Source organism: Mycobacterium sp. 4D054 (assembly GCF_052245755.1).
Classification (GTDB): Bacteria; Actinomycetota; Actinomycetes; order Mycobacteriales; family Mycobacteriaceae; genus Mycobacterium.
In genome coordinates this window covers 28,726-40,916 of sequence record NZ_JBQQCF010000015.1, presented here as the reverse complement: position 1 = coordinate 40,916, position 12,191 = coordinate 28,726, and the positions used below count along the sequence as shown (strand labels likewise).

The window sequence follows — 12,191 nt, the reverse complement described above, 5'->3', positions numbered from 1 at the left end:
GGTCAGGGCTGGACCTGGAAGATGTTGTTGAACGGTGTCTGTGCCGCCGCCCGGAACCGGCTGAAGCCGGCCTCCCGGACCACGTCCCGGATGCGTGCCGGACCGGCCTGGGTGCCCAGCGCCATCCCCACCGGCTGCGCCAACGACGACGGTGTGCACAGCAACGTCGAAAACCCGTAGTAGGCACGGCCGATCGGGTTGAGGTTGTCTTCCACCCGGTCGCCGGCCGCTGGTTCGACGATCATCCAGGTTCCGTCCTCGGCGATCACCTCGCGGACCCGGCGAGCCGCGCCGACCGGATCGCCCATGTCGTGCAGGCAGTCGAACATCGTCACCAAATCGTATGGCCCACCGCTGATCTCGTCGGCTGCGGCAACCTCGAAACTCACCTGCAGATCGGCGTGTGCCGCGCCGGCCCGCTGCCTGGCGGTCTCGATGGAGCCGGCGTGCACGTCGGTGCCGACGAAGACCGAGTTGGGGAACGCTTGTGCCATGAGCAGCGTCGAACCACCGTGGCCGCAGCCGACGTCCGCGACTCGGGCGCCGCCGGCAAGCTTGTCCGCCACCCCTTCCAGGGCCGGAATCCAGTCGTTGACGATGTGGCTCGCGTAGGTCGGCAGGAAGAACTTCTCGCAGCCGACGTGTACGTCGGAATTGTGTTCTCCCCAGCCCATTCCCGCCCCGGTGCGGGCCGCGTCGACGATTGTCAGGGCGTCGCGCAACGTCCCGTAGGCGAGTTGGAACAGCCCACCGACGAATGCGGGGCTGGTCTCGTCGTGTAGTGCCGTGGCCTGTTCCGGCGGGAGATGGTAGCGCCCTGTCGCCGGGTCGTACGCGACGAAACCACCGGCAGCCTGGGCGTTGAGCCATTCGCGGGCGTAGTGCTGGTCGGTGTGTGTGCGCTCGGCGAGTTCTGCTGGCGTGCTCGGTCCGTTCTCGACGAGGCTGCGGTAATAGCCGAGGCGCTGCCCCATCACCACCAGCGCGCAGTTCAGCGCCGCACCGGTTTCGTCGACCGCGCGCAGCACGAAACTCATCAGCCTGTCCGGATCGACCGAGGGCGTGGGCGTGGCGGGCGGAGATAGCGGAGATGTAGTCATCGTGGTGTCCTTTCTCCGGAGGGCTACACCACTCAGCATGAACCTGCGGACGCCGCAGCGGATCAGGGATGACTACCTGTTTCCAAGCGACCTTCCAGCCAACGGGCCTCCCCCGGCCGACGTGTCGGTTCGGCACGCGAGAGCCCGTTCAGCCGACGGGAACCGGGACGTCGTCGGGCAATGAAGGCACCCGGGTGGCGCGCACGTAGACGGTGTCGCCTTCCTTGAGTCCCAGCGCCTCGGCGTCACCGCGGGTGATCTGCGCCGTGAACGGCGTGTGCGTCGCGGCGTTGGTCAGCTCGACGCGGACCTCGAAGCCCAGCACCACGATCCGGTCGATGGTCGCGCGCGTCACGCCGGTGGACTGGGCGGAGCCGTCCGAGGTGGCGATCGCCATCTCCGGGTTGCGGCCCACCCGGATGTCGTGGGGCCGCACCAGCACCCCGTTGAGTGACGAGACCGCACCCAGGAAGGACATCACGAACGCGTTGGCCGGCCTGTCGTAGACCTCCGTCGGCGACCCGACCTGCTCGATGCGGCCCTTGTTGAGCACCGCGATCCGGTCGGCGACGTCGAGGGCCTCCTGCTGATCGTGGGTGACCAGCACGGTCGTCACGTGCACCTCGTCGTGCAGGCGGCGCAGCCAGGCCCGCAGGTCTTCACGGACCTTGGCGTCCAGCGCGCCGAACGGCTCGTCGAGCAGCAGCACCTCGGGATCGACGGCCAATGCGCGGGCCAGCGCCATGCGCTGGCGCTGCCCGCCGGAGAGCTGGTTGGGGTAGCGGCTCTGGAAGCCCGCCAGCCCCACCACCTGCAGCAGGTCGTCGACCCTGGCCTTGATCTCGGCCTTGGGCTTCTTGCGGATCTTCAACCCGAACGCGACATTGTCGCGCACCGTCAGGTGCTTGAACGCGGCGTAATGCTGGAACACGAAGCCGATTCCGCGCTTCTGCGGCGGGATGTGCGTGACGTCGCGGCCGTTGATGGTGATGGTTCCGGTGTCGGGCTCGTCGAGTCCGGCGATGGCGCGCAACAACGTCGACTTGCCCGATCCGCTGGGCCCGAGCAGCGCGGTCAGCGAACCCGCGGGCACCTCGAAGTCGATGTTGTCGAGCGCGGCGAAGTCGCCGTACCGCTTGTTGGCGCCGGTGACGGTGATCGCGTGGGTCATGCTGTCTGCTCCTATGGGCCTATTTTGCGGCGCGTGTCCGGCGGGCGTCGAGGATCACCTGGGCGATCAGGACGAGGACAGCCACGGTCATCAACAGGGTGGAGATCGCGTAGGCGCCGTATTCGGCGCCGCGGGTATACCGGTCGTGCACCAGCAGGGTGAGAGTCTGGGAAGAGCCGGGCAGGTTCGCCGCGACCATCAGCACCGCACCGAACTCGCCGAGGGTGCGGGCGATCGTCAACACGATGCCGTAGGTCAGCCCCCACCGGATCGACGGAAGCGTGATCCGCCAGAACGTCTGCCACCACTGTGCGCCGAGGGTGGCCGAGGCTTCCTCCTGGTCGGTGCCGATCTCATGGAGCACCGGTTCGACCTCGCGGATCACAAACGGGACCGTGACGAAGATGCTGGCCAGCACGATGCCGGGGAAACCGAAGATGATCTTCCAGCCGAAGCCGTTCTCCAGGAAACCGAAGAGTCCCGCCGACCCCCACAGCAGGATCAGCGCGACGCCGACCACGACCGGAGACACCGCGAACGGGAGGTCGATTATCGCCTGCAGGATGCTCTTGCCACGGAACCTGTTGCGGGCCAAGACCAATGCGGTCGGGACGCCGAACAGCACGTTGAGTGGCACCACGATCGCGACGACGAGCAGAGACAGATTCAGCGCCGAGATCGCCGCCGGGGTGCCGACCGACGCGAGAAACTCGCCGATGCCGGGTGCGAACGTCCGCCACAGGATCAGTCCGACCGGCACGACCACCAGCACGGCGACGTAGGTCAGCGCAACCCAGCGCAGCACATGGCGGACCAGCGGCGAGAGCGTCATGGCGCCAGAGCCTCCCGTTTCGCGGCCCGCGCACCGATGGCGCGCAGGATGAACAGGATCACGAAGGAGATCGCCAGCAGCACGATCGAGATCGCGGCGGCGCCGACCCTGTCGTCGTTCTCGATCAGGGTGCGGATCCATTGCGAAGACACCTCGGTCTCCCCGGGCACCGCGCCGCCGATCAGCACCACCGAGCCGAACTCACCGATGGCGCGGGAGAACGCCAGACCCGCACCCGACAACAACGACGGCAGCAGGGCAGGCAGGATCACCCGCGCCAGGATCGTGACGTTGTTCGCGCCCAATGAAGCCGCGGCCTCCTCCACCTCCCGGTCGAGTTCGAGCAGTACCGGCTGCACCGAGCGCACCACGAACGGCAATGTCACGAACAGCAGTGCGATACCCACACCCCACTTCGTGTGCTGCAGGTGGATGCCCACCGGGCTGGCGGGACCGTACAGCGCGAGCATCACCAGGCTGGCGACGATGGTGGGCAGCGCGAACGGCAGGTCGATCACCGCGTCGACCAGACGCTTGCCGGGGAACTCGTCGCGGGTCAGCACCCAGGCGACGATCAGGCCGAAGAAACCGTTCACGACGGTGACGCCGATGGAAATGGTGAGCGTCACCCGCAGCGACGCGAGCGCGGACGGCGACGTGACCGCCGACCAGAACGCCCCGAACCCACCCTCGGCGGACTGCCACACGATCGCGGCCAGCGGCAGCAGCACGATCAGCGACAGCCACATGGTGGCCGCCCCGACACGCAACGACGTGGAACCGTGGCTGCGATACCGCAGCCGCGAGGGCGGGCCCGAGCCACCGTCACCGGTGAGCTCGGGCCGGATCGATTCGGGATTCGGATCGACCACCCCGGAGGATGAGGTCATCCAGTGGCCTGCTTGTAGATCTTGGTGATGGTGCCGTTGTCCTTGTCGAACAGCTCGGCGTCGACCTTGGACCAGCCGCCGAGATCCTCGATCGTCCACAGCTTCTCCGGGGCCGGGAACTTGTCGGCGTATTCGGCGAGAACGCCCGGGTCAACCGGCCGGAAGTTGGCCTCGGCCCACAGCTTCTGCCCCTCCGGAGTGAACTGGAAGTCCACGAACGCCTGCGCCTTGTCCAGATGCTTGCTGGTGTTGACCACCGCGGTGGGGTTCTCGATCTTGAACGTCTCGGCCGGGTTGACATGCTCGAGGTCGAAGTTCAGCGCCTCGTTCTCGTAGGCCAGCAGCACGTCGCCGCTGCCCTGCCGGAACACGTCGGTGGCCTCGCGGCCCGAGCCGGGACGCAGCTTGACGTGCTCGGTGACCAGCTTGTTGACGAAGTCGATGCCGGCCTGCGGGTCCTGGCCGCCCTTGCTGGCGTACGCGTACGGCGCGAGGAGGTTCCACTTGGCCGCACCCGAACTCAGCGGGCTCGGCGTGATGACCTCGACGCCCGGCTTCAGCAGGTCGTCCCAGGTGCGGATGTTCTTGGGATTGCCGGGACGCACCGCGAAGCTGACCACCGAACCGAACGCGATGCCCTTGTTCGGACCGGCGTCCCAGTTCTCGTCGACCTTGCCGGCCTTGACCAGGCGGGTGATGTCGGGTTCGACGGAGAAGTTCACGATGTCGGCGGGCTTGCCGGCCTCCACCGCGCGCGATTGGTCACCGGACGCGCCGTAGGACCCGGTGACCGCGACGCCCTTGCCCTCCTCGGTGGCCGCGAAAGCCGGCGAGGTCTTCGACCAGCCCGGCTCCGGAACCGCGAACGCGACCAGGGTGAGCGTGGTCTCGGCGTTGGTGTCGGCGCCTTCCCCGCCGGGCACGTCGCTGGCGCCGCCGGCGCAGGCGGCCAGCACTGTCGCCGATACGGCCAACGCGGCGGCGGTGCGCCAGCGCTTCGTCGATTTCAGGGTGTTGTGCATGGATGGCCTTCCGGTGTCGGATTTCGGGGGTGGACCGTTCCGGAAAGGCGGGTTCAGCGCTGAGACAGGTGCGCCACAGCAGTCACCGACACCGAGCCGTGAACGGGCAGAAAGTCAGCGACAACAACAGACATCAGCAACGGCACACAGACCCACGGCAATGAGAGCCACGATGTGGCCGCTCTTGTTGCCGGACGCCGATTGCATGGCGCGAAGCGTAACAGAGTTGCCGGACAGCGGCCGTGCGGGTCTTTTGGCACCCCGTCAGCGCGTGAGCAACCACATCACGATGACGAACACGATCAAAGCCACCAGGACCAGGGTGACCCGCGAACGCGGCATGCCGCTCATGCGTCGCCACCCTCTCTGTCGTCGTCGATGTGTCGGATCCGGTGCAGAATGCGGATGCCGTTGCCCAGCAGGCCGTCGAGCACCACGGCCACCACGTAGGCCAGCGCCAACACCACCGGCATCACGACCACGGTCTGCGCAACGAACGGCAGACCGGACAGCCACAGCTCCACTCCGTCCCACCAGCTGAGGAAGCCGTCCATCCGGCCAGACTATGCGTCCGGGGGCCCGGCGAAACACCGGGTGGTCGAGTAGACGCCGGGGCGCCCGGCAGTCGATGATGAGCAAATGGTTCTGCCGCAGACCGAGACCTCTGCAGAGTTGTCCTCCGACGGGGATTCCGGAGCGTTCGCGCTGGCCGCCCCGCCGGCCTATCCACACCAGAGCGCGCTGCGCAATCCGTTCCCCCCGATCGCAGACTATGCGTTCCTGTCCGACTGCGAGACCCAGTGCCTGATCTCGTCGGCGGGCTCGGTGGAGTGGCTGTGTGTGCCCCGGCCGGACTCCCCCAGCGTGTTCGGCGCGATCCTGGACCGCGGCGCCGGTCATTTCCGCCTCGGCCCCTACGGAGTGTCGGTGCCGGCAGCGCGGCGCTACCTGCCGGGCAGCCTGATCCTGGAGACCACGTGGCAGACCCACACCGGCTGGGTGATCGTGCGCGACGCCCTGGTGATGGGTCCGTGGCACGACCTGGAGACCCGGTCGCGCACGCACCGGCGCACCCCGATGGACTGGGATGCCGAACACATCCTGCTGCGCACCGTCCGGTGCGTCAGCGGCACCGTCGAGCTGGTGATGAGCTGCGAACCGTCGTTCGACTACCACCGCACCAGCGCGCACTGGGAGTACTCGGCGCAGGCGTACGGCGAGGCGATCGCCCGCGCGACCAAGAACCCGGACTCGCACCCGACACTGCGGCTGACCACCAACCTGCGCATCGGTCTGGAGGGTCGCGAGGCGCGGGCGCGGACCCGGCTCAAGGAGGGCGACAACGTCTTCGTCGCGCTCAGCTGGTCCAAGCATCCGGCGCCGCAGAACTACGAAGAGGCCGCCGACAAGATGTGGAAGACCAGTGAGTGCTGGCGCCAGTGGATCAACGTCGGCGACTTCCCCGACCACCCGTGGCGGGCCTACCTGCAGCGCAGCGCGCTCACGCTGAAGGGCCTGACCTACTCGCCGACCGGTGCGCTGCTCGCCGCGCCGACCACGTCGCTACCGGAAACCCCTCAGGGGGAACGCAATTGGGATTACCGGTATGCGTGGGTGCGTGACTCGACGTTCGCGCTGTGGGGTCTGTACACGCTGGGCCTGGACCGCGAGGCCGACGACTTCTTCGCGTTCATCGCCGACGTGTCGGGCGCCAACAACGGCGAGCGGCATCCGCTGCAGGTGATGTACGGGGTCGGCGGGGAACGCAGCCTGGTCGAAGAGGAGCTCAATCACCTGTCGGGCTACGACAACTCGCGCCCGGTGCGCATCGGCAACGGCGCCTACAACCAGATGCAGCACGACATCTGGGGCACCATGCTGGATTCGGTGTATCTGCACACCAAGTCGCGTGAGCAGATCCCCGAGACGCTGTGGCCGGTGCTCAAGGAACAGGTCGAGGAGGCCATCAAGCACTGGCGGGAACCCGACCGGGGCATCTGGGAGGTCCGCGGCGAACCGCAGCACTTCACGTCCAGCAAGATCATGTGCTGGGTGGCGCTGGACCGGGGCGCCAAGCTCGCCGAACTGGAAGGCGAGAAGGCCTACGCGCAGCAATGGCGCGCGATCGCCGAGGAGATCAAAGCCGACATCCTCGAACACGGCGTGGACGAACGCGGAGTGCTGACGCAGCGCTACGGCGACCCGGCGCTCGACGCGTCGCTGCTGCTGGCCGTGCTCACCCGGTTCCTGCCGCCGGACGACCCGCGCATCCGTGCCACGGTGCTGGCCATCGCCGACGAGCTGACCGAGGAAGGTCTGGTGCTGCGCTACCGGGTGGAGGAGACCGACGACGGCCTGTCCGGCGAGGAGGGCACGTTCACGATCTGCTCGTTCTGGCTGGTGTCGGCGCTCGTCGAGATCGGCGAGATCCACCGCGCCCGGCATTTGTGTGAGCGGTTGCTGTCATTCGCCAGCCCGCTGCATCTCTACGCCGAGGAGATCGAGCCCAGCACCGGGCGGCACCTGGGCAACTTCCCGCAGGCGTTCACCCACCTGGCGCTGATCAACGCCGTCGTGCACGTGATCCGCGCCGAGGAGGAGGCCGACAGTTCCGGCGTCTTTCAGCCGGCCAACGCCCCCGTGTAACGACAACATCGCGATTTTGCGTCTGCCCGCGCAGAATGCTGCCGTCGAAGGCCGGCACGATGGACCATCGGTGCCATGAGTTCTCGTGTGGCAGACGACACCTCGCGTCAAGTGATCGACATCGCCGTCGGCATCCTGATCGGCCTGCGTGGCTATTCGCGCGGCGAGGCGTTCGACGAACTGGTGCGCGTGGTGCGCCAGACCGGAATCGGGTTGGGCGCCATCGCTTCCGGGTTGGTCGCAGTCGCCAGCGGTTCGGCGTCGGCCGACCATGCCGAGGCGTTCAACGCGTGGGGTGAGCTGATTATGACCGGTCGTGGGGCGGCGCTCGCCGCGCGGTGAGCGCTACCTGGCCGCGGCGTTCTCGACCATCGCGCTCGCGATCTCGGCGGCCTCGTCGGTGATGCTGTAGCCGCAGGCCCACACCTCGGCGGTCAGGTTGGACACCACCGACAACGCATGCTGGCAGGCCCACCCGTCGGCGCCCTCCTGGGTGGTCAGCTGGGTGATCAGCGTGTCACCGGCCTCGACATCGTCGAGCTCCCACAGGTAGTCGCCGTCCCCAACCGTGATCGCGGCATTGGCGCACTCCTGCCACGTCGCCGACGAGTGGTCGAAGAACTGCCGCGCGTTGCCTGCCGCCGGGTACAGCACGGCCGTCTGCTCCACCCAGTGGTCGTTGTCGTCGTCGGGTTCGCGGGCGACCTGGTCGCGCATCGCCGTCCAGCCGGTGCCCTGATATACCGGCGCCTCCGCGCCGTACACCGCGCCAAGGCACGCCGGATCCGACACCTCGGCCGAGTGGTCGGTCATCTCCTCGAGTTCGCTGGTGACCTTCATCCGGGTCGAGCCGACGATCGCGTTCAACTCCTCGACGGTCAAGAGCACGTCGTCCAGCTTGGCCTCGTCGAGGGGTGGCACATTCAGCGGCGCCGCGCCGCGGCCACGCACCGCGGTTCCGTCCACGCTGCTCACGCACCCGGTCAGCAGCACCGAGAGCGCGATGGCGACACCTGCAGCGCAGGCACGAGGAATCGCGCCGAGATTGTTCACACGATTATTGTCGGCCATCACCGCCGGTCGGCCCACTGCGGCGCGGGTTCAGCGGGCCGCGACGATCTTGTCGAGAATGACGTCGGCGACCGCGACCGCCGGCCGAGCGTCCGCCGCGGCGCGCGGGTCGACGAGCTCGACCTCGACGATGCAGTCGCCGGCCAGCCCGACGGCCCGCACGCCCGTCGGGGACTCGGTGCCACCCGAGGCATGGAGCACACTCGCCGAGACCACGCGTTCACCGAACGAGACTCCGGTGATCCGGCTCATCTCGCCGCCGCCCGGCACCGAGGACTGCAACGCGACGGTCCGCCCGTCACAGCGCCGCCACTGTGCGGTGAGCGACGCGAAAAAAGCTTGGGCGGCAACAGGATCCGTCATCTGCACGACACCGAAGAACCCCGACACCGGCGGTGCGTCGAAACCGCCACCGGCCCAGGTGTTGCTGGCCACCGACTGTACCGGGCTGGTGTCGTAGACGACCTTCTGCATGCGGTAAGCGGCGCTCACGCACTCCGCGGGCGTCACCTGCGCATCGGCGACGCTGCGCAACAGCACGTCGGCATTCCCCTCGACCGGCCGGCCCAGCAGACCGTTCGGACCGGTGGCCAGCAGCGCGGACAACTCCTGCGCGGTGGGCAGGAGCTGTCCAAGCGGCCGCGCGGGCGTGGGCTGTGCGGCCTCGGCGATGCGCACCGTGGGGCGCTCGTCGACGGGAACACCTGCACAACCCGACAGTGTGACAGCCACGCACGCCGCCCCCAGCGCCCCCGCCACCCGCATCGCCATCCCCCTTCGATAGCACGCGCAGCGCGACCGCGCGACCGGTTCGGGAGATGGACGCCGTATCAGAGGCAGCCGTTGACAGTCGGGGCCCGGCCATGCAGACCCGCGCGCGTCACTTCTTCGGCTTGTCCGCGCCTGCCTCGGTGGACAGCGCGGCGACGAACGCCTCCTGCGGCACGTCGACGCGGCCGATGGTCTTCATCCGCTTCTTGCCTTCCTTCTGCTTTTCCAGCAGCTTGCGCTTACGGGTGATGTCACCGCCGTAGCACTTGGACAGCACGTCCTTGCGGATGGCCCGAATGTTCTCGCGCGCAATGATTCTCGATCCGATGGCGGCCTGCACCGGCACCTCGAACTGCTGCCGCGGGATCAGTTCCTTGAGCTTGGTGGTCATCTTGTTGCCGTACGCCGATGCGCCGTCCTTGTGGACGATCGCCGAAAACGCGTCGACGGCCTCGCCCTGCAGCAGGATGTCGACCTTGACCAGGTCGGCCTCCTGCTCGCCGGCCTCCTCGTAGTCCAGGCTGGCGTAGCCGCGGGTGCGGGACTTCAGCGAGTCGAAGAAGTCGAAGATGATCTCGCCGAGCGGCATGGTGTAGCGCAGCTCGACGCGTTCCGGGGACAGGTAGTCCATGCCGCCCAGCTCGCCGCGCCGGGACTGGCACAGCTCCATGATGGTGCCGATGAACTCGCTCGGCGCGATCACCGTGGTCTTGACCACCGGCTCGAACACCGACCGGACCTTGCCCTCGGGCCAGTCCGACGGGTTCGTGACGATGATCTCGGTGCCGTCGTCCTTGATCACGCGGTACACGACGTTCGGCGCGGTCGAGATCAGGTCGAGGTTGAACTCACGTTCAAGCCTCTCCCGGGTGATCTCCATGTGCAGCAGCCCGAGGAACCCGCAGCGGAACCCGAACCCGAGCGCCACCGAGGTCTCGGGTTCGTACGTCAGCGCCGCGTCGTTGAGTTGCAGCTTGTCCAGCGCCTCGCGCAGCACCGGGTAATCCGACCCGTCCACCGGGTACAGGCCCGAATAGACCATCGGCTTGGGCTCGCGGTAGCCCGTCAGCGCCTCCTTGGCGCCGTTGCGGGCGGTCGTCACCGTGTCGCCGACCTTGGACTGGCGGACGTCCTTCACGCCGGTGATGAGGTAGCCCACCTCCCCGACTCCGAGCCCGTCGGAGGCCTTGGGTTCGGGTGAGACGATGCCGACCTCAAGCAGTTCGTGGGTGGCGCCGGTGGACATCATCGCGATGCGCTCGCGCGGGGTGATCTTCCCGTCGACCACCCGCACGTAGGTCACGACGCCGCGGTAGATGTCGTACACCGAGTCGAAGATCATCGCGCGCGCGGGCGCGTCGGGGTCGCCCTGCGGCGGCGGGATCTCCCGCACCACGTGGTCGAGCAGGTCGGCCACGCCCGCACCCGTCTTGCCCGACACCCGCAGCACATCCTCGGGCTCGCACCCGATGATGTGGGCGATCTCGGCGGCATACCGGTCGGGATCGGCGGCGGGCAGGTCGATCTTGTTCAGCACCGGGATGATCGTCAGGTCCCGGTCGAGCGCCAGGTACAGATTGGCCAGCGTCTGCGCCTCGATGCCCTGGGCGGCGTCGACCAGCAGCACCGCGCCCTCGCAGGCCTCCAGCGCGCGGGACACCTCGTAGGTGAAATCGACATGGCCGGGGGTGTCGATCAGATGCAAAACGAACTGCTCACCGTCGACCTCCCACGGCAAGCGCACGTTCTGCGCCTTGATGGTGATGCCGCGCTCGCGCTCGATGTCCATCCGGTCCAGGTACTGGGCCCGCATCGAGCGCTCGTCGACGACGCCGGTGAGCTGCAGCATCCGGTCGGCCAGGGTGGACTTGCCGTGGTCGATGTGGGCGATGATGCAGAAGTTCCGAATCTGCGCCGGCGCAGTGAACGTCTTGTCAGCGAAACTGCTGATGGGAATCTCCTGGTGAGCGGGGTGTGGCAGCCGAAACCGGCCCTTCCAGAGTATCGAGAGCAGGCCCCCGCGGCCCAATCGAGCCCCGATCGGGCCGTCATGCACCACCTATGCTTGGCGGGTATGGCGTCCTCGTCGTCGTATCTGAAGGCGTTCCAGCGTCTCCTGGTGAAAGGCACCGAGAACCTCGTGTTCAACGAGGCCCCCAAACTCGTTCGCCAGCTGCAGAAATCGGAGACATTGCAGCGCGGCATCCAGCAGGGCATCCGCATCGGACTGGACGTGCTGTCCGGACCGGCTGAGTCCGCCGCGCCCGCACTGCCCGCGGGGCGGCCGGTGTCCAGCCGGTTCGTCCCGACCGCCCAGCGCGCCCGGCGGGTGGCCTATGCGCCCGACCTGGACGGCCGCGCCGATCCCGGCGAGATCGTCTGGACCTGGGTGGCCTTCGAGGACGATCCGACCCGCGGCAAGGACCGTCCGGTCCTCGTCGTCGGCCGCGACCGCAACATCCTGCTCGGGCTGATGCTGTCCAGCCAGGACCATCACCGCGACCAGCCGAACTGGGTGGGCATCGGCAGCGGCACCTGGGACTACGACGGAAGACCCAGCTGGGTACGTCTGGACCGGGTGCTCGACGTGCCCGAGGAGGGCATCCGACGGGAGGGCGCGATTCTGGAACGCCGGGTGTTCGAGGTCGTCGCGGCGCGGCTGCGCGCCGACTACTCCTGGAGCTGAGC

At 67.9% G+C, this 12,191-nt stretch carries 13 protein-coding genes; 3 read left to right on the top strand and 10 right to left on the bottom strand.

The genetic code is table 11. From position 1 onward, the window contains the following. Window positions 1-2: 2 nt before the first annotated feature. From ACTWP6_RS13195 to ACTWP6_RS13165, 7 genes are all read right to left on the bottom strand, one after another. Window positions 3-1,100 carry a class I SAM-dependent methyltransferase gene (locus ACTWP6_RS13195; protein ID WP_443187932.1) on the bottom strand — a complete coding sequence of 366 codons (1,098 nt, stop codon included), beginning with the start codon at window positions 1,098-1,100 and terminating at the stop codon, window positions 3-5. Window positions 1,101-1,248: 148 nt separating this feature from the next. After that, a complete protein-coding gene (locus ACTWP6_RS13190) occupies window positions 1,249-2,271 on the bottom strand; it encodes a sulfate/molybdate ABC transporter ATP-binding protein (protein WP_260754154.1) in 1,023 nt (340 codons plus the stop codon). Window positions 2,272-2,290: 19 nt separating this feature from the next. Beyond that, complete coding sequence (gene cysW, locus ACTWP6_RS13185; RefSeq protein WP_260754156.1) at window positions 2,291-3,103, bottom strand: sulfate ABC transporter permease subunit CysW; 813 nt, start codon at window positions 3,101-3,103, stop codon at window positions 2,291-2,293. Continuing rightward, entirely contained in the window at window positions 3,100-3,993 is an 894-nt protein-coding gene (gene cysT, locus ACTWP6_RS13180) for a sulfate ABC transporter permease subunit CysT (protein ID WP_443187931.1), read from the bottom strand. Before cysT ends, cysW begins: the two co-directional genes overlap by 4 nt. Continuing rightward, window positions 3,990-5,015 (bottom strand): sulfate ABC transporter substrate-binding protein, encoded by a 1,026-nt coding sequence (locus ACTWP6_RS13175; RefSeq protein ID WP_443187930.1) that lies wholly within the window; start codon window positions 5,013-5,015, stop codon window positions 3,990-3,992. The genes cysT and ACTWP6_RS13175 overlap by 4 nt, the downstream gene beginning before the upstream one ends. A 114-nt stretch (window positions 5,016-5,129) precedes the next feature. Beyond that, complete coding sequence (locus ACTWP6_RS13170) at window positions 5,130-5,222, bottom strand: Ms4533A family Cys-rich leader peptide (RefSeq protein WP_356948658.1); 93 nt, start codon at window positions 5,220-5,222, stop codon at window positions 5,130-5,132. Window positions 5,223-5,362: 140 nt separating this feature from the next. Continuing rightward, the gene (locus tag ACTWP6_RS13165) at window positions 5,363-5,569 is read right to left on the bottom strand and encodes a hypothetical protein (protein ID WP_443187929.1); all 207 of its coding nucleotides are present in this window, start codon (window positions 5,567-5,569) and stop codon (window positions 5,363-5,365) included. An 85-nt stretch (window positions 5,570-5,654) separates the two neighbouring features. On the opposite strand from ACTWP6_RS13165, the gene ACTWP6_RS13160 reads away from it, so the two are divergent. Both ACTWP6_RS13160 and ACTWP6_RS13155 read left to right on the top strand, forming a co-directional pair. Then, window positions 5,655-7,661 (top strand): glycoside hydrolase family 15 protein, encoded by a 2,007-nt coding sequence (locus ACTWP6_RS13160; protein ID WP_443187928.1) that lies wholly within the window; start codon window positions 5,655-5,657, stop codon window positions 7,659-7,661. A gap of 75 nt (window positions 7,662-7,736) precedes the next feature. After that, window positions 7,737-8,003 carry an ANTAR domain-containing protein gene (locus ACTWP6_RS13155; protein ID WP_260754161.1) on the top strand — a complete coding sequence of 89 codons (267 nt, stop codon included), beginning with the start codon at window positions 7,737-7,739 and terminating at the stop codon, window positions 8,001-8,003. A 3-nt stretch (window positions 8,004-8,006) separates the two neighbouring features. Here ACTWP6_RS13155 and ACTWP6_RS13150 read toward each other — a convergent pair whose 3' ends face one another. The 3 genes from ACTWP6_RS13150 to lepA form a co-directional block, all read right to left on the bottom strand. Beyond that, window positions 8,007-8,732 carry a sensor domain-containing protein gene (locus tag ACTWP6_RS13150; protein ID WP_443187927.1) on the bottom strand — a complete coding sequence of 242 codons (726 nt, stop codon included), beginning with the start codon at window positions 8,730-8,732 and terminating at the stop codon, window positions 8,007-8,009. A gap of 30 nt (window positions 8,733-8,762) precedes the next feature. Next, window positions 8,763-9,503: a sensor domain-containing protein gene (locus tag ACTWP6_RS13145; protein WP_443187926.1), complete on the bottom strand. Its 741-nt coding sequence runs from the start codon at window positions 9,501-9,503 to the stop codon at window positions 8,763-8,765. A gap of 109 nt (window positions 9,504-9,612) precedes the next feature. After that, window positions 9,613-11,517, bottom strand: coding sequence for a translation elongation factor 4 (gene lepA / locus ACTWP6_RS13140; protein ID WP_443187959.1), 1,905 nt, complete (start codon window positions 11,515-11,517; stop codon window positions 9,613-9,615). Window positions 11,518-11,577: 60 nt separating this feature from the next. Between lepA and ACTWP6_RS13135 the strand changes: the two genes are divergently transcribed. Continuing rightward, window positions 11,578-12,189, top strand: a complete 612-nt coding sequence (locus tag ACTWP6_RS13135) for a type II toxin-antitoxin system PemK/MazF family toxin (protein ID WP_443187925.1) — start codon at window positions 11,578-11,580, stop codon at window positions 12,187-12,189. Window positions 12,190-12,191: the final 2 nt, after the last annotated feature.